This window comes from Pseudomonas sp. HS6, from assembly GCF_023375815.1.
Lineage (GTDB): Bacteria > Pseudomonadota > Gammaproteobacteria > Pseudomonadales > Pseudomonadaceae > Aquipseudomonas.
The window spans coordinates 2,452,307-2,470,743 of the sequence record NZ_CP067412.1 but is presented as its reverse complement, the minus strand read 5'-3'; the positions used below and the strand labels follow the sequence as shown (position 1 = coordinate 2,470,743).

Below are 18,437 nucleotides of genomic sequence, written 5' to 3'. Positions count from 1 at the left end.
ACAAAATTCCGACCCTGAAGATTCACGCCACCCGGCGATTTTTTTCTGCGTGCTTGCTGACAAAAAACACCAGCGATACGCGCTCGCCTTCAGTGACCGATTCCACCTGATGCGGGAATGTGCAATCAGTGATGACGATGGATTGCAACGCGGGGTAAATCATATTCACCTGCTCGCCTTGCTCGTTAAAGATCAGGAACTCACCACCGGCAAAACCCTTGCCGAGTTGCAAAACGATCGAGTACAGATAATCGGGATTACTGTCGACATCCAGATGTTTGCCAATGAAAGAGCCATCTTTCATTTTGTTGACTTGCATCCGCCGAATATAAAACTCTTCCCCGTCGAGCAGGCCCGAGACGAACTGCATCAGCTTCTCGTTGCACACCACCGAAATCATCTGATCGGCAAGCGGCTGGTTCACACGTTTGGGCCGCTCAACGTCAGTCATGAATCGAGCAACCGTCAGGTCGTTGAGCTCGTCCGCATCACCGATGAACACCTGTTCCCACGGCAGCGCCTTGCTGGCGAGGATTTCATTGATGTCATCCCAGTCGCGCTGACTGTAAACAAACTCACTGACAGGCGAGTAAAACGAACCTTTCTGCGCCAGTTCCCGCTTTGCAACTTCAACAATATTCATGTCACGTTCCTTCGTTATCAATTGCCTATCAGGCAGCGGCTTCAACGGCGGCGGCTTCACGCGCCGGCCTTGTTTCAAGTTGCTGTTTATTGCTCTGGTACCAGGTAACAATGCCAAACGGATCACTTTCATTGCGGCACAAGTGATCGCGCAGGATCAGGAAGCTCTCGGTCATGCTCCAGGTTTCAGTCATCGGACCGAATCGGGAAACCAGACCCTCGTTAGCCGCTCGCTCGGGCGCGATACTCCAGAAATTCACCCCCGGACTGCGGTGGTGAAAATCATGGCTGGGCAAGTCCTGCATGAAGGAAAAAACCCGCAGCGGTATATCGATGAACAGCGTGCCCAACCCCCACTTCACAACACGCCAGGCAAAAGCCCAACCGGTATAGCCAATCGGGTATGGACGACCAAAGAAACGCCCCCAACTGAGCGACCCGTAAAATAGGTACTTGGGTAACCCGGTTGTATTCTCGGCAAACCACAGGTGTTCAGTGACGTGTTGAATCCAAGAAGAAAACTGCGTGATCAGTAAAATCGGCAGTAGGTAATACAGAGCGAATGAAGTGAAATACCCGGACAGATAAACTGCAGTCAGCAACAGAGCCCAATAGATCGCACGGCTGACTTTTTCGTGCCTGTCAGTGTTGACAAAACACACTTCGAGTCGAAATTTGATGTGCTCATAAATGCGCATCGGATGAAACGGAGCGACCACCAGTTTTGTCCAGTACTCGGTTTCGCTCATGCCTTTGTAAAAGCCATGGCTGGCCATGAACTGCAGATCAACATCTTTGTCGGTGCAAAACGTATTGACGCTGTGATGTTCGCCCACATGAAGCTTCATGTAGTTGTTCCACGGGGTGTGCAGAATCGGCATCGACAGCACCCATTTGCAGACAAATTTTGCCAACTTCTTGTTAGCAATGCCTGCACCGTGAATCGTGTAGTGAAACGTATGCAGCAGCCCACGCTGGCGGTTGACCACCATGCACATGAGAGGGATTGACAACGCAACCTTGGCTACCCAGTGAAGTTGCGATTGCAGGATCTCATTGCCCAACAGCACTGCTGCAAAGAAAACCGCATAACCCCAGCTGATCTGAAGAAACAACTGCCACGGCTTCAATAATGTTTCCTTGGCGGCTTTCGGAGCATTTTTATTACTCGACTTTCCGGTCACCCAGGTCCAGAAGCCTTGCAGTGGCAGTTGCTCATAAGTAGCCCTGACATCAAAGCCATGACCATATTTCGTATAGCGTGTCTTGAAAAGTTCCTGCTTCATATTGGCAGCTTCCTATCGCCTATAGATAATCCGTTTTCACATACAAAACAGCCACCGGCCCAAAGAAGGAATAGAACGGTTCCATCTTGTAATGATCAACAGCCAGGACCACGAAGTTTTTGTAACTATCGATAAAAATATTCCCCATCAGCGCGTACTCGGCGGCTTGCGACAGGAAGTTATTCCATATTGTTTCGTCGCTTTGCCCCGTAAACCACTTGGAATACAGCGGACGTCTGGCTTCGAATATTTCTTTCATCTGCTCGTGGCTCAGACCGGTCTGACCATAATCGCCTGCACGCAACCGTTCCAGGATGTCTGCATGCTGGTCGTGCCAGCCCTTTTCATTGCCGCACAGCTCGAAGAAAGAACCGACGGATGCCGGTGCCGTCAACTGATTGCCAATGGTCAGTAGCTGCCGATTGACCTTGTCCAGAAACGCTTCGCGCGCACTGGATGAACCAGCATTCTTGTTGAACGATATATATTCGAACTCACCACCGAATAATCGATGCTCCACCGCGACACCTATCGCCGCCGAAAAGGCAGTCAAGGCGTTATCGGTATTGATCAGCTTGGTTCCCGCCAAGCCAGGCTGATCCCCCACATGCGTAAAGGTGTACCGAGGTTTGCCTTCAGCAGTGAGGTCGTACGAATAATCCGGGCATACCGCACTGACAACAGTCAACGGCTGACTGGTCGCTTTACAGTGATGGAACTGCGCAACCGCCCCCTCAACCGCTGACCGTGTCGGAGTCATTAAGCCGCCATCGGATACAAACCGGGACAGCGCAGCCCCATATACCGCCATGTGTTCCACCGTCGCATATTTGAGTTCTAGCGCGGATTTCGCCACGTGACTATCCGATAACAGCAAGGAGGCAATAGAAGGAATGCGTCCTTTGGATTTGAATACATGAATATTGGTCACTACCCGCGCCCTGCTATTACGCAACTCGAAATCAAACTCGGAATATTTATCCTTGAGCATCATGTAAAACAGATAATTACTAACCGGGAGCGTCTTGTTGCCAAATGACCTGCGCAACGCAACATACTGATTGCGCAAATCCTCAATCTTCCCAATTAGCGACTCCGAGTCTTTTGGCACATTCAACGCTTCATGTGGGATGCCCGAATTGATGCACTTGAGCAGATCGCGACTCAATCTCGAATCAATATCAAGAAACATATCGTTCACCCATGCTTTACAACGGACTCAATCGATTTAGGAACAGACTCACTCATACTCGCAGGTGCTTCGTGGACGTCCTTGAACAACAACATGTCGACAAACCGGTTTTCCCTGTTATCGGAAAACCCTTGAGGGTGAAGATTCTCCTTGGGATTTTCAAAAGTCCCAAACATCATGTCCCAAATTGGAAAGTCACTGTAGTTGCATTCGTGGCGATCACGCTGGTGATGAACGTGGTGCATTTCGGGTCTCTGGAAAACGTAACCCAGCCAGTGCGGTGTTCGAAGGTTGGAGTGATAGAACATCTCGCCCAACGCAGCAAACATCACATAGAACGCACCGGCTTCCACGCTAATGCCCAGCAACACGTAGGCCACCGCGCTACCCAGCATCGAGTTGAATACCATTTCGGTAGGATGTTTATAAAACGAGGTGAACACTTCAATGCGTTGTGGGGCGTGATGCATTTGATGGAACAGGCGCCAGAGGAAATTGTTCGCATGACGCCAACGGTGCCACCAATAAGTCACGAATGTATTGATGAAGTAGGCAATGAACCCTGCCAGCAATGGGCTGTAGCTTTCAGACAGATGAAACAGGCTATGGCCCTGCATCCATTTATTCCACGACACACCGGCCAATAACGCCACACCGATCTGCACAATGTTAAGTGTCATGGATCGAAAAAACCAAGTACTGACTTTCGGCAACTTCCATCCTGGAATAATTTGTTCCAGCACAAGCACCGCCAACGCGACACCTATCAGATAAACAATCATGGCTAATTCCTCAGTATTTTTATAACCGCTCGGCTCACGCCTTAATAAACCGACAAGGCGCTGATCGTTTTTTCGTTAACTTCGACCCAGAAGGCCAGCACTGGTTTACCGTCGATGAGTTGCGCAGAAGATACGCGATGAACATCCACCCCCATCCGCCTGAGTAAGCGTTCGTTACCCAGCGCAGAAAAGGCGATCAGACGTTTGACGTTATGCTTATTGGCAAGTGCGACAACCTGCTTCATCAGCCTGCATGTATCCAACCAATGATCCGAATTTGAGGTTTCGGAATTTTCCGACTCGACGGCAAAACGGGAAAGCTCCCAGATGTCGGGGGACTTGGGAAGTTGAATATCGCCCATCAACTCTGGAAAAACTTGCTCAAGCAAATAGTCGTTCATTGTCGACAATAGCCTTGCGCAACCAAACACTTGGCCTTTGCCGTCCTGCGCAATTACATAGTGGGTGTCGTCGCGATCAAATTCGTCATATTCAAGGCCTGGCTCACATTGCAGAGGCCATGCCATTTTTTCGACAAATATTTTATAGCGAAAGAGACCGAGCCCAGAAATAAGCTCAGGAGAAAGTTGCTGAGTTTTGCCATTTATTATATTTAACATTCCGCACCAGCTTCCAATCCAGTTCCCTGAATTAGAAGTCATGAGTGCAGAACAAAATAGCTGCCCAAAAGGGCAGCTTCCTGGCGAAGCGCTTGAGCCAGGACCTTATGCGGAGCTGACAATGAGCGGGGCGAACGGCGCCAGACCGGCACGGCGAGATAGACGACCCGCTAATCAACCCCACCGCCGCGTTCGCTGTCGGCTGAGGGGGGGCATGACAATCGCCAGTTTAGACGGTATTCAAAAAAGAATATTGATGCGGGTCATGAAAGGCCGGCCTGGCCAGTACGACCATCCAGCCACGACCAGCGAGCCAGACGCGCTGGCGCAGGGAAGGCAATGAGAACCCGAGAGTCAGAGGGTTGCACCTTTTCATTTCAGTAAGGGCAGATCCGCTTCCTCTCATTCATCAAAGGTCGGCATCAATTTAATACAATGGGTTGCACCACTATATTCTCGGTTGCACCCTTTGCAGTTAACCGTTGTATTCACGCATCAAACTCTCGGGCAAAGTTCGCTCCAGAGGCTGCCCAGATAACCACAGAAGAATCAACTCCTGGGTGGTCTGCACACCGAGATCGTAACCACGCGATGAACGTAACATAATGTTGCAGCTAATCCCGCCCGGTGCTATAAGAACTTTCCCGGAAAAACTGGCTTTAAACCAAGCCCAACCAATGCTCAGTTTTGGTGCAAAGTCGTGAGATTCCCATTCACTGTAACCGGCACACGCCACTGGCAGTCCGATTTCTTTTAGTTCGGCGGTCAAAGAGGTGTCGACCCAGGCAAGCGAGGGCTGAAAAATCACACTACTCAATTCAACATAGGACAGACGTATCAATTGATCGGGCGCTAACGACTGCATTTCAATCACCCTGATTATTTATAGATTTTTATTGCCTTGATGAACTAATCACCATCACGGCATCAACAACCCAAAAACTGGACACCCCCTTCACACCTCACAACTCTGGCAAGCAAGATGACTGATTGGCGCGAGCACTATTTAACTTTGTTCATGAACGTTACATCCAAGGAAGGGTTGCTCACGCTACTTGATTTCGTTGTTCGCTCTTTCGAGTTCGATCAATACTCTCTCGGCATACGTTTCCCGCTACCCATTTCCAGCCCGAAATTTCACTTATCCTCGAACTATTCCCCCCAGTGGGAAGACACCTACAAGAGCAAAAACTATTTCGCTGTAGACCCCACCGTCAAGCATGGTCTTACCCAGAGTCAACCCCTGTGCTGGTCGGCTGACACGTTTGAGGACAATCCACATTTCTGGGAAGACGCCAGACACTATCAACTTTCCCATGGCTGGTGTACGCCTTCACGCGCCAAACATGACACCATCGGCATGCTCTCGCTGGTCAGATCCGCTACGCCTGTATCGCCGCTGGAGCTGAATGAAAAAGAAGCCAAGCTCACGTGGATCACGCACCTGGCGCACTCCACCATGCTCAACTTCATCGCGAGTGAATACATTCCGGAAGTCGGTGCGTCATTGACAGCCAGGGAGGTGGAAACGTTGAAGTGGTCGGCGACGGGTAAAACCTATTGCGAGACCGGGCTGATATTGTCCATAGACGAACGGACAGTGAAATTTCACCTGGTCAACGCCATGCGCAAGCTTCATTCCAGCAATAAAGTGGAGGCCGCCATGAAAGCTTATGCATTGGGAATGCTCCATTGAGTTTGACCACTCGACATCGAGTACGGCGCAAAGAAATCGTCAGGCCGCCAGAACCTGCCCCAAGGCAGTTCCGGCGGCATACCACGCATTAGCGCTACACGGTAATTTCGCCAACCATGTAAAGCACCGACTCACCGCTGATAAACACCCTGTCTCCAGCCATCTCGCAGCGCAGCTGCCCCTTGCGGGTCCCTCCTTGTTGCGCGCTCAGCGTCTGTTTATCCAGCGTCTGCGCCCAGTAAGGCGTAAGTGATGTATGAGCTGAACCGGTGACAGGGTCTTCGTTTACCCCTACATTCGGACCGAACCAACGCGAAACAAAATCAAACGACTGACTTGCGGCTGTCACCACGACGCCCCGCTTGGGCAACCCCTTGAGTCTGGCGAAGTCTGGGGACAGGCGCTCGACAATTGCCTCATCTGAAACCACGACAACAAAGTCGTCAGTGGACAGGACGTCGGCCGTGGTCAAGCCGAGAGCCGGCAATAACTCGGGCGGAGGCTCGCAACGCACCGGCACTTTCGCCGGAAAATCCATCGTCAATCCTGTACCGGAACGCCGAACTCGAAGCTCGCCGCTGCGTGTCGAAAACCGCAGCACCTGGGCATCGTCTCCAACTTTGTTGAAGATGACCCAAGCCGCCGCCAACGTCGCATGGCCACACAAGTCGACTTCTACCTGAGGCGTGAACCACCTCAATTCATAAAGATCGCCCTGTTTAACGAAGAATGCTGTTTCCGACAGGTTATTTTCAGCAGCGATCGCATGTAACTTTTCGTCCGGCAACCATTCGCTCAATGGGCAAACGGCTGCGGGGTTTCCGTCAAAAGGTCGAGAAGCAAACGCATCTACTTGAAAAATAGCGATCTGCATCAATACAGCTCCTGCAATAAATACCGATGACGGCGACAACAAGCACCGCCCCACTTACAACTTTAACGAATACACGAAACTAAAATTTAAACCGTTTGCTTCAAGGATGTACACCCGCCCATTCGGGCAGGCAAAGGAATATCAAACAAACATCGAAACATAGCCATCAATACACGCTTCAACATGCATTTCATCAAGAGGTCCCGCGATCAAAAACAGACTGCAATTAACGTTATAAACACACTGCGCTGTCCAGACAATCGATATGTTTAAACAACACGAATTAACCGTTGTGCTCGTTTAACCTAATGGCCAGTGGCATCATAGATGCCTCAGCCAGGTCGTTCACGATAGGGAGATAAAATGCTACAGGTATTTGGCAAGGCGTCATCGATCAATGTCCGCAAGGTACTCTGGACCTGCGCAGAGCTGCAGATTGTCCTTGAACGCGAAGACTGGGGCTCAGGTTTCAGGGATACGAACACCCCCGAATTCATCGCGCTGAACCCCAACGCAATGGTGCCGGTTATTAACGATGAGGGTTTCGTGCTGTGGGAGTCGAACACGATCATTCGCTACCTGGCTAACCGCGACAACGCGTTGCACCTTTATCCCTCGGCCCCTCAGCATCGGGCGCGGATCGACCAATGGATCGACTGGCAGGCTACGGACCTCAACAAGTCCTGGGGTTATGCATTCATGTCACTGGTGCGCAAAAGTGCGGCCCACCAGGACGCCGATGCTTTACAGCAAGGGTTTCATCAATGGGCAGCGCACATGGCAATCCTGGAGCAACAACTCCAGAGGACAGGTGCCTACGTCAGCGGCGACGAGTTTTCTCTGGCGGACATACCGATCGGGCTGTCAGTGAACCGTTGGTTCGAGACACCGCTAGCGCACTCAGACTTGCCGGCAGTCAGTGCATACTATGATCGCTTGAGCGCACGCCCTGGCTTCCGTTTGTTCGGCAGAAACGGCACTCCTTGAGTCAATAAGCGCAGCGCTGGCAGAGCGGCAAACGCTGGTGCCAGCGTCGGTGGTCTATGAATCAACGGAAAAAGGCGATCATCAATGGTATCGATATAGACCATTGCGAGGATTGCCTTCCACAGCCTCCAACCGTCAGGCACGATGAATCCATCTCGAAGACAATCCTCGAATGGAGGAAATGCCATGACTCACTACGTCGCCCTGAATGTGCGTTTCCCTTTGTTCGGCAGCAATTACTACGAGCAACACGCCGTGTCGCATCAAACGCAGGCACTGGTGTTCAACAAAGATTTCGAAGATCTGCTGATGCCCGCCGCGAGCAATCACTTCAGCAATGAAGTGGTGGGCCTCAACGATCAGTTCCGTTTTCTGAGCGACATACTCGCCACCCATTTGCTGGACATCGAGGCCTCCGTGCCTGCGCGATCCAGCGTCCGGGCGAACGCTCACTTTTAATGCCAGAGGGCGTTCCCTTGCGGGAACGCCCTCTTCGTTTCAATCAGTCATCATCCCGATCGCGGTAATATCGACGACTGTCACGGCGGTCGTTATCGCGGTCATCCCAGCGTCGGTCATGATCGTAATAACGCCCATGATCGCGGTCGTAATGTCGGCCATGGCGGTGGTCATCATCAAAGTCCGCCACACAACCGCCCAGCAATACAGCGGCAGAAACAGTCAACAACAGCGTTGTTGCACGCATCATTCAGAATTTCCCTAAAACCAAGGTCTTGACGACGGAAACGGCCAGGCAGCCAACGCCGAAGTGGCGCGGTGCGCGCAGCCGCTGATACGACCGGGGAAATGAACGATGATTCACAGGTCGACAACGACCGTTCATCGCTCTGTCTGCCACGGAGACACGACTGACGCCAAGGCAAAAAATCCGACAAAACCTTTTCCTCTCCTCTGCGGTCACTCCTAGAACAGACCAAGACTGGCAACCACGCCGGCGTGCATGTGCGGGTCATTTGCAACCCGCCGACCTGATCAGAGGAAGCCCAGCCATGAACGATCATCCGCCGTCGGGGCTATCCCGCCGCAGGTTCCTGATTCTCGGCGCCGTGACCGCAACGGCGTTCGCATTGCCACCCTTCATCAGCCTCAAGGCCTACGCGGCCAATCTGGAGCAACCGGCCATGACCAAAGTGACGCTCGAGGTCAACGGCAAGCCGCAGGCCCTTGATGTCGATACCCGCACCACGCTGCTCGATGCACTGCGCGAACACCTGCACCTGACCGGCAGCAAAAAGGGCTGCGACCACGGCCAGTGCGGCGCCTGCACGGTGATTGTCGATGGCCGGCGTATCAATTCATGCCTGACCCTGGCCGTTATGCAGGACGGCGCCAAGGTCACCACCATCGAAGGCCTCGGCGTGCCGGACCATCTGCATCCGATGCAGGCCGCGTTCATCAAGCATGACGGTTATCAGTGTGGCTATTGCACACCGGGGCAGATCTGCTCGGCGGTGGCGGTGCTCCAGGAAATCAGTGACGGCATTCCCAGTCATGTCAGTCCCAGCCTGACCGAGCCGCCGCAACTGATCGCCAGCGAGTTGCAGGAACGCATGAGCGGCAACATCTGCCGTTGTGGCGCCTACTCCAACATCATCGAAGCCATCAGCGAAGTCGCGGAGGTGTCAGCATGAGAGCGTTCAATTACAGCCGCGCCGCCTCCCCCGCCGCAGCCGCTGCACAAGCGGCGCACATCGCAGGTGCCCGCTTTATTGCCGGCGGCACTAATCTGCTGGATTTGATGAAGCTCGATATCGAAACGCCGCCGCAGCTGATCGACGTCAACCATTTGGGGCTCAACGGAATTGAAGCGACCCCTGAAGGGGGGCTGCGCATCGGCGCACTGGTGCGCAACACCGATCTGGCCGCCGACTCGCGCGTGCGCAAAGACTACGGCCTGCTCTCCCGGGCCTTACTGGCCGGAGCCTCGGGGCAGTTGCGCAACATGGCAACCACTGCCGGCAATCTGCTGCAACGCACCCGCTGCCCGTACTTCTACGACACCAATCAGGCCTGCAACAAACGTAGTCCCGGCAGTGGCTGTGCGGCGATTGGCGGTGTCAGTCGACAGCTGGGAATCATCGGTGTCAGCGACGCCTGTATCGCCACTCATCCAAGTGATATGGCGATTGCGATGCGTGCGTTGGATGCGCAGATCGAAACCCTCAAACCCGATGGCAGCACCCGCTGCATCGCCATGGCCGATTTTCACTTATTGCCCGGCAGCACGCCGCACATCGAAACCGCACTCACGTCCGGAGAATTGATTACCGGCGTTACCCTGCCCGCACCGGTTGGCGGCACCCATGTCTATCACAAGGTACGCGACCGCTCCTCCTATGCGTTCGCGCTGGTGTCCGTCGGGTTGATTCTGCAAAAGGACGGCAGCGGCCGCATCGCCGTCGGTGGCATCGCGCCGAAACCCTGGCGAGTCGAAGCTGCAGAAGCGCTGTTGCCGCAAGGTGCGAAAGCCGTCAGCGCACAACTGCTCGACGGCGCCACGCCCACCCAGGACAACCGGTTCAAAGTGACGCTGGTCGAGCGCACGCTCGCCTCGGTGCTGGCTCAAGCGGGGGACGAAGCATGAAATTCGACACGCCCGCCGCGACCAATCCGATTGACCAATTGAAGGTCATCGGCAAACCCACCGACCGCATCGAAGGCCCGCTGAAAACCAGCGGTCAGGCGCCCTACGCTTACGAACAACACGAAGCGGCAAAAAATCAGGCTTACGGCGTCATGGTCGGTGCGGCCATCGCCAAGGGTCGTATCACGCGCATGGATCTGGACGAGGCCCACGCCGCCCCCGGGGTGCTGGCCATCGTCACCGCCGCCAACGCCGGCAAGCTCGGCAAGGGCAAATACAACGCCGCGCATCTGCTGGCCGGACCTGAAGTGCAGCACTATCACCAGGCTATAGCGTTGGTGGTCGCCGAAACATTCGAACAGGCACGGGCCGCCGCGCAGCTTGTGCATGTCGAGTACGCGATTGATAAGGGTGAATTCGATCTGGCTGCCGTCCGTGATCAAGGCGTGGAGCCAAAGGACGAACTGCCGGACGTCAAACACGGCGATTTCGCCACTGCTTTCAAATCCGCCCCGGTACAGTTCGACCAGACCTACACCACCCCGGACCAGTCCCACGCGATGATGGAGCCGTACGCAACACTCGCCGCGTGGTCAGGCGATCAACTGACTTTGTGGACCTCGAACCAGATGATCGCCTGGAGCGTCGGCGATATCGCCGCTACGCTCGGTCTGCCCAAAGACAAGGTGCGGCTGATCTCGCCCTATATCGGCGGCGGCTTCGGCGGCAAGCTGTTCATCCGCGCCGACGCGATTCTCGCCGCCCTCGGCGCGCGTCTGGCCAACCGGCCGGTAAAGGTCGCCCTCGCCCGACCGCAGATCGCCAACAACACCACCCATCGCCCCGCCACCATCCAGCGCATTCGCATGGGCGCCACGGCGGACGGCAAACTCACTGCCATCGCCCATGAAGGCTGGTCGGGCAATCTCGCCGACGGCAAGGTCGAAGTCGCGGCGCAGCCGAGTCAGTTGCTTTACGCCGCAGAAAATCGCCTGGTGAGCATGCGTCTCGCGCCACTCGATCTGCCCGAAGGCAATGCCATGCGCGCCCCCGGCGAAACCCCGGGGTTGATGGTGCTGGAGATTGCCATGGACGAGATGGCAGAAAAGCTCAAGCTCGACCCGATCCAGTTCCGCATCCTCAACGACACCCAGGTCGATCCGGTAAAAACCGAGCGACCGTTCTCCCAACGACACCTGATCGAATGCCTGCAAACCGGAGCCGAACACTTCGGCTGGGACAAGCGCAATGCAACCCCCGGCACCCGTCGCGAAGGTCGCTGGCTGATCGGCATGGGCGTAGCGGCGGCGATTCGCAACAATCTGCTGGTGAAATCCGGTGCTCGGGTCCGCTTGGAACGTGACGGCAAGATCACCGTGGAAACCGACATGACGGACATCGGCACCGGCAGCTACACGATCATCGCGCAAACCGCCGCCGAAATGATGGGCGTCAATCTGGATGACGTGTCGGTGCATCTGGGGGATTCGAGTTTTCCGGTGTCGTCAGGCTCCGGCGGCCAGTTCGGGGCCAACTGCTCGACCGCCGGGGTTTACGCCGCGTGCATGAAACTGCGCGAAGCGGTGACGTCAAAACTGGGCATGACCGAGGGCGAGGCGCAGTTTGTCGATGGCCACGTGCGGCTGGGCAACCAGAACGTGCCGTTGCGAGACGCCGCGCAACACGCCGCGATCGAAGCCGAGGACAGCATCGAATTCGCCGACCTCGCCAAGCAGTACCAGCAGTCGACGTTCGGCGCGCATTTCGTTGAAGTCGCGGTCGATGCCGCCACCGGCGAAGTGCGTGTGCGGCGCATGCTCGCGGTCTGCTCTGCGGGACGGATACTCAATCCCAAATCTGCCCGCAGCCAGGTGATCGGCGCCATGACCATGGGCGTCGGTGCGGCGTTGATGGAAGAGCTTGCGGTGGACAAGCGCCAGGGCTTTTTCGTCAACCACGACCTGGCCGGCTATGAAGTGCCGGTGCACGCCGACATCCCGCATCAGGAAGTCATTTTCCTCGACGAAACCGACCCGATTTCATCGCCGATGAAGGCCAAGGGTGTGGGCGAACTGGGGATCTGCGGGGTCAGCGCGGCGGTGGCGAATGCGATCTACAACGCCACTGGTGCACGGGTAAGAGAGTACCCGATTACCCTGGACAAGATTCTCGATTCGCTGCCGCCGATGATCTGAAACCGGTCGCGCACCAGCATGGGGTGCGAGTGCGCGAGTGGCTTCACCAGAGGACTTTGGTGTAGGTGATCAGGATCCGAGTTTCATCGGCATCGCGGCTGAAAGACGAGCGATAAGTCGCGTTGCGCACCCGCAAGGCAACATCCTTGAACGTGCCGCTTTGAATCACGTACTTCACTTCGGTATTGCGCTCCCACTCCTGCCCGGTCTTGCCCGCCACCTGAGCGTGGTCGGCGTCGATATAACGACTCATGAAGGTCAGGCCGGGAATGCCCAAGCGCTCGAAATCGAAGTCATAACGCACTTGCCACGAACGCTCTTTGGCTTCGGCGAAATCGCCAATCTGTGCGTAATTGACCAGATAGGCGTCACTACCTTCGATATAGGGAAAAGCGCTATCGCCGAGCATCGCCTGATAACCGACACTGACTTTATGCCCGCTGACGGCATAGCCGAACATGCCGTTGAGCGACTGATTGTGAATCTTTCCGGCCTTGGCCGCGCCCTGACTTTCGCTGGAGAAAAATCGCAGATCGCTGTTCACCGTTCCACCGGCCATCGGTCGTGTATCGGTTAGGCCGATGAAGTGCTGATCGTAGACATCGCTCAACGAGGCGTAGTGGTAGCTGACCTTGAGGTTGTCGTTCACCTGCCGATCGACGCCGACCAGATTCAGGTGCGCGCCCTGGGCGTTGGTCACGAAGCGGTTGTTCTTGTTATTCAGGGCTATCGGTTCGTAGCTGGTGTCGTTGCGACCCTTGACCCGATCCAGTTGCCCCGCCGTCAGCACCACACCGGGCAAGTCCTGCGAAGTCACCAAAGCGCCGCGAAAGGTTTGCGGCAGGATCATGCCGTCCTGCGGACGCAGTGTCGGCAGCACGGGAAACAGCGACCCGGCCTTCAACTCGGTTTTTGCAATCTTCACCTTCGCCGTCACCCCGAGCTTGCCGTACTCGTTGGCCGCACGACCGTCGCTGCGCACCGGCAGCAAACCGCTGCCGGCGCGATCCGGGCTGGAATCCAGGCGCACGCCGACCATGCCCAGCAGGTCGACACCAAAACCCACCTGCCCCGGCGTATATCCCGATTCGAACTTGAGCATCAGGCCCTGGGCCCACTCCTCGCGCTTCGACTGCAAGGACGAAGGACCATCCCGAAAATCACGATTGAAGTAGACGTTGCGGCTCTCGAATGAAGCGTGGGAGTCAGCGAAAAAATCCGCGTGAGCTCCGTTGCTCAAGCTTGCCAGCAGCAACGCACTGGCGAGGGTCGACAATCCATTGCGCATCCCCAAGTGAATGAATGCAGTCACGGCGACACCTATGAATCAGTTCGTAGAAGAGTCAGGCAACCCACTCCCTTGTGGGAGCGGGCTTGCCCGCGAAAACGGTCTATCAGGCGATGAAGATGCCGGGCGTGCCGACGCCATCGCGAGCAAAGGATGTGTGCAGGTCAGAAAGCCCTGGTGAGCATCGCGATCAGCCGTTCACCGAACAGCGTCAACCCCACGCCGAGCAGTACCACCACAGCGCCGGCAATCTTGATCGACGCCGCTGGGCGCACCACCGCGCCGAGCAAGCCGAAGTGATCGATGGCCACCGACGACAGCAGTTGCCCGGCAATCACCAGCACCAGCAGATTCGCCAGGCCGATACGCGGTGCCAGCCACACGGTGCAGAAAATCGCCCCGGCACCGAGCACGCCACCGACCAGACGCCAGCCCGGTTGCGCCGGAATCACACTCAACGCATCCCCCAGACCGCCGCGCATCCACGCCAGCGCGCCGAGCACCAGCATGCCGCTGAGAAACGAGTAGAAGGCCGCCGCCAATGTGTTGCCGGTCATGGCCCCGGCCAACTGACTGTTGACCGCCGCTTGCACGGCAATCGCCACACCGGCCAGCAAGGCCAGGGCAAAGGAAATCAGGATCATGACCGTGCACCTCTCAGCAGGAATGCAGCGGGGCGAAGTGCTCCGCGAAGGGATCGGGGCTGTAGCCCGCAGCGTTGAACAGGTAGCTGCGCGACTCTTCAGTCGCCCGGTTCAATTGCTCGCGATCCACGCCCAGCACCACACCCGCCTGTTTGCGGATGCGCCCGGCGATGATCACGGTGTCGATGTCGCCACGCTCGGCGGCATGCACCACCGTGCCCAGGGCGTTGCTGGACGGATAGACGCTGAGGTTGTCGGTGCGGATCAGCACGATGTCGGCCTGTTTGCCGGGGGTGATGCTGCCGATGCGTGAGTCGAGTCCGGCGCAGGCGGCGCCATCAAGGGTCGCAGCCTTGAGCAGTTGTGCGGCGCTGACCAGTTCCGGCGCGGGCTGACCATGGAAACGCGCACTGTGTGCGGCAGCCCGTTGCAGGTAAAACGCCACACGCATTTCGCCGAACATGTCGCCGCCGTAAGAGCTTTCGTTGTCGACGCTCAGGCCCGGATTCATGCCGTGATCTACGGCTTTCTGCCAGGCGAAAACCCCGTCCTCCAGCCCATAGTGCGCATCGGAGCGCGGGCAGACGTTCACCTTGACCCCGGCGTGGCGCAGGATCGACCAGCCGTGATCCGGCAAGCAGGTGCAGTGGTTGAAAATATTGTCCGGGCCGAGCAGCCCTTCTTCATGCAACGCGTCCAGTTCGGCCGCCATGCCTGCGCCAAAGAACTCGGTGACGATGCTCAGGCCCAGTTCACGGGCGACTGCCCATTGTTCGCGATCGAGCTGCGCCATCATCGCCAGGGTCACCAGTGAATCGGACGAGCCGGCGTATTTGTCTTTCAGACGCCGCAAATCGCCCGGCCATTGCGTGGATTCCCACTCCCCCGACAGTGGCGCGCCCGATGCATGCACGGCGCGGATGCCGGCGTCGGTCAGGGCATCGATGGCCGCGTCCGAGTGAGCACCGCTGCGGGCGTTGTGCGAGTTGTCGATGATGGTGGTGATGCCAGCATTGATCGCCCCAAGCGCGGTCAGCAGGTTGCCGACATACATGTCCTGTGGGCGGTAGTATTTGGCGAACGAGAAATGCGTGGCGTTGCAATAGTCTTCCAGGGTCGGCGAGTTCGGATTGATCCGGCGCAATTGACCTTCCCAGGCGTGGCGATGGGTGTCGACCATGCCCGGAATCACGATCATGCCTTTGGCGTCGATCACCTCGGCGTCCGGTGCGGACAGACCGTTGCCAACCTCGACGATTTCGGTGCCACGGATCAGCACGTCGCCTTCGATGAAATTTCCCAGGCGTTCGTCCTGGGTAACGAGGATTCCGCCTTTGATCAGCAGCAGGCGCTGGCCGTCGGGCAAGGGTTCGAGCGCGGAAGTCAGAACATCAAAATGAGCATTGAACGACATGGTGGGCTCCAGAGTTACGGTCGGCCAATTGGCCTGTAGCCGCATTGTCTGACCGGGAGCCTTTATTTAGAATGCCCAAACACCTACACACATTGTGAAGCTGGACATACATAATGCGCGATCAAGAGTTTGGCCATCTCAGGGCGTTTTTCGCCGTTGCACGGGAGCTCAATTTCTCCCGCGCTGCGCAATCGCTGGGGGTTTCGCCGTCGGCGCTGAGCCAGACCATCAAGGGCCTGGAAGAACGACTGGGTGTGCGCCTGCTCAATCGCACCACGCGCAGTGTGTCGACCACCGAGGCTGGAACCCGGTTGTTCGAACGCCTGGGCGAGATCTTTGCCGACCTGGATGCGGCGCTGGAACAGCTCAATGATTACCGTGACACCCCGGTCGGCACCCTGCGCATCTGCGCTCCGCAGGTGGCGATGCTGCACTTCATCCAGCCTATCCTGCCGTCGTTCCAGGCAGCCTATCCGGATATCAAACTCGAGCTGACCACCGACGACAGCACCGCCGACATCGTCGCCCAGGGCTACGACGCGGCGATTCGCCTCGGTGAGTTCATCGAACAGGACATGGTCGCGCTCAAGCTCAGCGAACCCCTGACTCAGATCGCGATTGCTTCACCGCAATACCTTGAGGGCAAAAGTCATCCGAACGAGCCTGCCGATCTGCTGGATCATCGCTGCGTGAACTGGCGCCGCTCCGGCGAAACCGGCTTATACAAATGGCGGTTTTTCCGCGACGGCATGCCGTTCGAGTTGAGTGTGAAGGGTTCACTGGTGGTGAGCGACTGCGCCGTTGCCATGCAATCGGCGCTGGATGGGCTGGGCATCACGGTATGGATCCGTGAATGGATCAAGGACGAACTGGACAGCGGCGCGCTGGTGGCGCTGCTGGAAGAGTGGTCGACACCCTTCCCCGCGTTCTATCTGTATTACCCGAGCAACCGGCAGATGTCGTCGGCGCTGCAGGCCTTCATCGCCGCGTTGCGCAAGGCTCACTAAGCGGCGCTTGCACCGCACAGGTCGGGGCGCTTTTGGTGACCGCCGTAGAACATCGCCCTGGCGCCAATCGTGAGCAACGACAACAGCGCAAACAGCAACCCGCACCAGATCGTGCCCGGCAGGCCCCAGGTGTCGATGAACACCCCGCCGATCCATGAACCGAGCGCAATTCCGGCATTGGCGGCCGACACATACAGGCTGGTGGCGAACGAATGCGCTTCGGGCGCGGCGCTGGTCAGCCACATCTGGGTGATGATCATGCCGCTGGTGTGAATCGCGCCCCACAGCAGAACGATCAACAGCATCGAGCCAAGCGACGCGCTGCCGAACGTGGCCAGAATCAGGTACGCGATACTCAGCAGAATCGGAAACAGCACCGCCGTCGCCACCAGATGCGTCGCCAGCATGCGACCGGCCAGCAGGTTGCCCAGCACCCCGCCCACCCCGAAAATTACCAATAGAAAACTGATGGTTTCACCGTCCAGGCCGGTTTGATTTTTCAGGTACTCGGCGGCATAGCTGTACACCGCGAACTTGGTGGTGAACACCAACACCGTGGCAATGATCGCTAGCCACACCGCAGGCTTTTTCAGGATCGACAACTGGCTGGCGAAACTCTCTGGCGCAGCCGTTTGCCGAGGCAGCCTGAGCAACAGGCCGAGTCCCGCCAGCAAAGTCGCCACCGCGCAGAACAGGATCGACGCCTCATAGGAAAAACGCCCGGCGACCCACGCGGTGATCGGCACGCCGAACACCAGACCGAGGGTGGTGCCAATGAACGCCACCGTAGTGGCGTGGGTGGCACGCTCCTTGGGATACAACGAAATCGCTGCGGCAAACGCTGCCGAGAAGAACACCGGATGCAGCATCGCCGGGACAATCCGCAGCGCCATCAGCGTCGAGTAGTTCGGCGCATAGGCCGACAGCACGCTGCTGACGGAAAAACACAACAGCGCGCCAACTAGCACTTTCTTGCGGTCGAAACGCGAAAACAGCAACACCAGAAACGGACCGGACAACGCCACGATAAACGCGAACAGACTCATCAACAGCCCGGCCTGGGCGACGCTGACGCCGAAGCGTTCGACGATCAGCGGCAGGATGCCGACCACGCCGAGCTCCAGGGTGTACAGCCCGAACAGCCCGAGAATGATGAAGGGCATGACGGACATGGGATGGGGAGAACGATTCATAAACACTCATCA

19 protein-coding genes are annotated in these 18,437 nt (G+C 56.7%); 7 read left to right on the top strand and 12 right to left on the bottom strand.

The annotated features are described in order from the left end of the window. Positions 1 to 22 precede the first annotated feature (22 nt). The 6 genes from JJN09_RS11405 to JJN09_RS11380 all read right to left on the bottom strand — a co-directional run bounded on the left by JJN09_RS11405 (position 23) and on the right by JJN09_RS11380 (position 5,387). Positions 23 to 643, bottom strand: a complete 621-nt coding sequence (locus tag JJN09_RS11405) for a 2OG-Fe(II) oxygenase (protein ID WP_249490210.1) — start codon at positions 641 to 643, stop codon at positions 23 to 25. A 28-nt stretch (positions 644 to 671) separates the two neighbouring features. Beyond that, complete coding sequence (locus JJN09_RS11400) at positions 672 to 1,928, bottom strand: hypothetical protein (RefSeq protein WP_249490209.1); 1,257 nt, start codon at positions 1,926 to 1,928, stop codon at positions 672 to 674. Positions 1,929 to 1,947: 19 nt separating this feature from the next. Next, positions 1,948 to 3,120: a hypothetical protein gene (locus tag JJN09_RS11395; protein ID WP_249490208.1), complete on the bottom strand. Its 1,173-nt coding sequence runs from the start codon at positions 3,118 to 3,120 to the stop codon at positions 1,948 to 1,950. A gap of 5 nt (positions 3,121 to 3,125) precedes the next feature. Beyond that, a complete protein-coding gene (locus JJN09_RS11390; protein WP_249490207.1) occupies positions 3,126 to 3,902 on the bottom strand; it encodes a sterol desaturase family protein in 777 nt (258 codons plus the stop codon). Positions 3,903 to 3,943: 41 nt separating this feature from the next. Next, positions 3,944 to 4,564, bottom strand: coding sequence for an acyl-homoserine-lactone synthase (locus JJN09_RS11385; protein WP_249490206.1), 621 nt, complete (start codon positions 4,562 to 4,564; stop codon positions 3,944 to 3,946). Positions 4,565 to 4,997: 433 nt separating this feature from the next. After that, on the bottom strand, positions 4,998 to 5,387 hold the full coding sequence (locus JJN09_RS11380; protein WP_249490205.1) for a DUF4902 domain-containing protein: 390 nt from the start codon (positions 5,385 to 5,387) through the stop codon (positions 4,998 to 5,000). A 117-nt stretch (positions 5,388 to 5,504) separates the two neighbouring features. Between JJN09_RS11380 and JJN09_RS11375 the strand changes: the two genes are divergently transcribed. Beyond that, positions 5,505 to 6,218 (top strand): autoinducer binding domain-containing protein, encoded by a 714-nt coding sequence (locus tag JJN09_RS11375; RefSeq protein WP_249490204.1) that lies wholly within the window; start codon positions 5,505 to 5,507, stop codon positions 6,216 to 6,218. Between the two features lie 94 nt (positions 6,219 to 6,312). Here the strand turns inward: JJN09_RS11375 and JJN09_RS11370 are convergent, their stop codons facing one another. Beyond that, the gene (locus JJN09_RS11370; protein ID WP_249490203.1) at positions 6,313 to 7,092 is read right to left on the bottom strand and encodes a PhzF family phenazine biosynthesis protein; all 780 of its coding nucleotides are present in this window, start codon (positions 7,090 to 7,092) and stop codon (positions 6,313 to 6,315) included. A gap of 363 nt (positions 7,093 to 7,455) precedes the next feature. Between JJN09_RS11370 and JJN09_RS11365 the strand changes: the two genes are divergently transcribed. Further along, positions 7,456 to 8,079 (top strand): glutathione S-transferase family protein, encoded by a 624-nt coding sequence (locus tag JJN09_RS11365; RefSeq protein ID WP_249490202.1) that lies wholly within the window; start codon positions 7,456 to 7,458, stop codon positions 8,077 to 8,079. Positions 8,080 to 8,265: 186 nt separating this feature from the next. Next, the gene (locus JJN09_RS11360; protein ID WP_249490201.1) at positions 8,266 to 8,538 is read left to right on the top strand and encodes a hypothetical protein; all 273 of its coding nucleotides are present in this window, start codon (positions 8,266 to 8,268) and stop codon (positions 8,536 to 8,538) included. A gap of 43 nt (positions 8,539 to 8,581) precedes the next feature. On the opposite strand, the gene JJN09_RS11355 is transcribed toward JJN09_RS11360, so the two are convergent. Further along, positions 8,582 to 8,788 carry a hypothetical protein gene (locus JJN09_RS11355; protein WP_249490200.1) on the bottom strand — a complete coding sequence of 69 codons (207 nt, stop codon included), beginning with the start codon at positions 8,786 to 8,788 and terminating at the stop codon, positions 8,582 to 8,584. A gap of 301 nt (positions 8,789 to 9,089) precedes the next feature. On the opposite strand from JJN09_RS11355, the gene paoA reads away from it, so the two are divergent. From paoA to paoC, 3 genes are read left to right on the top strand one after another with little or no spacing between them, the layout of a single operon-like run. Continuing rightward, the gene (paoA, locus tag JJN09_RS11350; protein WP_249490199.1) at positions 9,090 to 9,731 is read left to right on the top strand and encodes an aldehyde dehydrogenase iron-sulfur subunit PaoA; all 642 of its coding nucleotides are present in this window, start codon (positions 9,090 to 9,092) and stop codon (positions 9,729 to 9,731) included. Next, positions 9,728 to 10,684 (top strand): xanthine dehydrogenase family protein subunit M, encoded by a 957-nt coding sequence (locus JJN09_RS11345; protein ID WP_249490198.1) that lies wholly within the window; start codon positions 9,728 to 9,730, stop codon positions 10,682 to 10,684. The genes paoA and JJN09_RS11345 overlap by 4 nt, the downstream gene beginning before the upstream one ends. Beyond that, positions 10,681 to 12,879, top strand: a complete 2,199-nt coding sequence (gene paoC, locus JJN09_RS11340; RefSeq protein WP_249490197.1) for an aldehyde oxidoreductase molybdenum-binding subunit PaoC — start codon at positions 10,681 to 10,683, stop codon at positions 12,877 to 12,879. The genes JJN09_RS11345 and paoC overlap by 4 nt, the downstream gene beginning before the upstream one ends. Before the next feature lie 43 nt (positions 12,880 to 12,922). Here paoC and JJN09_RS11335 read toward each other — a convergent pair whose 3' ends face one another. The 3 genes from JJN09_RS11335 to JJN09_RS11325 form a co-directional block, all read right to left on the bottom strand. After that, the gene (locus tag JJN09_RS11335; RefSeq protein ID WP_249490793.1) at positions 12,923 to 14,167 is read right to left on the bottom strand and encodes an OprD family porin; all 1,245 of its coding nucleotides are present in this window, start codon (positions 14,165 to 14,167) and stop codon (positions 12,923 to 12,925) included. Positions 14,168 to 14,331: 164 nt separating this feature from the next. Continuing rightward, positions 14,332 to 14,811, bottom strand: coding sequence for a DMT family transporter (locus tag JJN09_RS11330; protein WP_249490196.1), 480 nt, complete (start codon positions 14,809 to 14,811; stop codon positions 14,332 to 14,334). 13 nt (positions 14,812 to 14,824) lie between these two features. Further along, entirely contained in the window at positions 14,825 to 16,225 is a 1,401-nt protein-coding gene (locus JJN09_RS11325) for an amidohydrolase family protein (protein WP_249490195.1), read from the bottom strand. A gap of 113 nt (positions 16,226 to 16,338) precedes the next feature. Here JJN09_RS11325 and JJN09_RS11320 point away from each other — a divergent pair, with 113 nt between their 5' ends. Continuing rightward, complete coding sequence (locus JJN09_RS11320; RefSeq protein WP_249490194.1) at positions 16,339 to 17,232, top strand: LysR family transcriptional regulator; 894 nt, start codon at positions 16,339 to 16,341, stop codon at positions 17,230 to 17,232. Here JJN09_RS11320 and JJN09_RS11315 read toward each other — a convergent pair. Beyond that, positions 17,229 to 18,425, bottom strand: a complete 1,197-nt coding sequence (locus JJN09_RS11315) for an MFS transporter (RefSeq protein ID WP_249490193.1) — start codon at positions 18,423 to 18,425, stop codon at positions 17,229 to 17,231. The two genes, JJN09_RS11320 and JJN09_RS11315, sit on opposite strands and share 4 nt — an antisense overlap. Between the last annotated feature and the right edge of the window lie 12 nt (positions 18,426 to 18,437).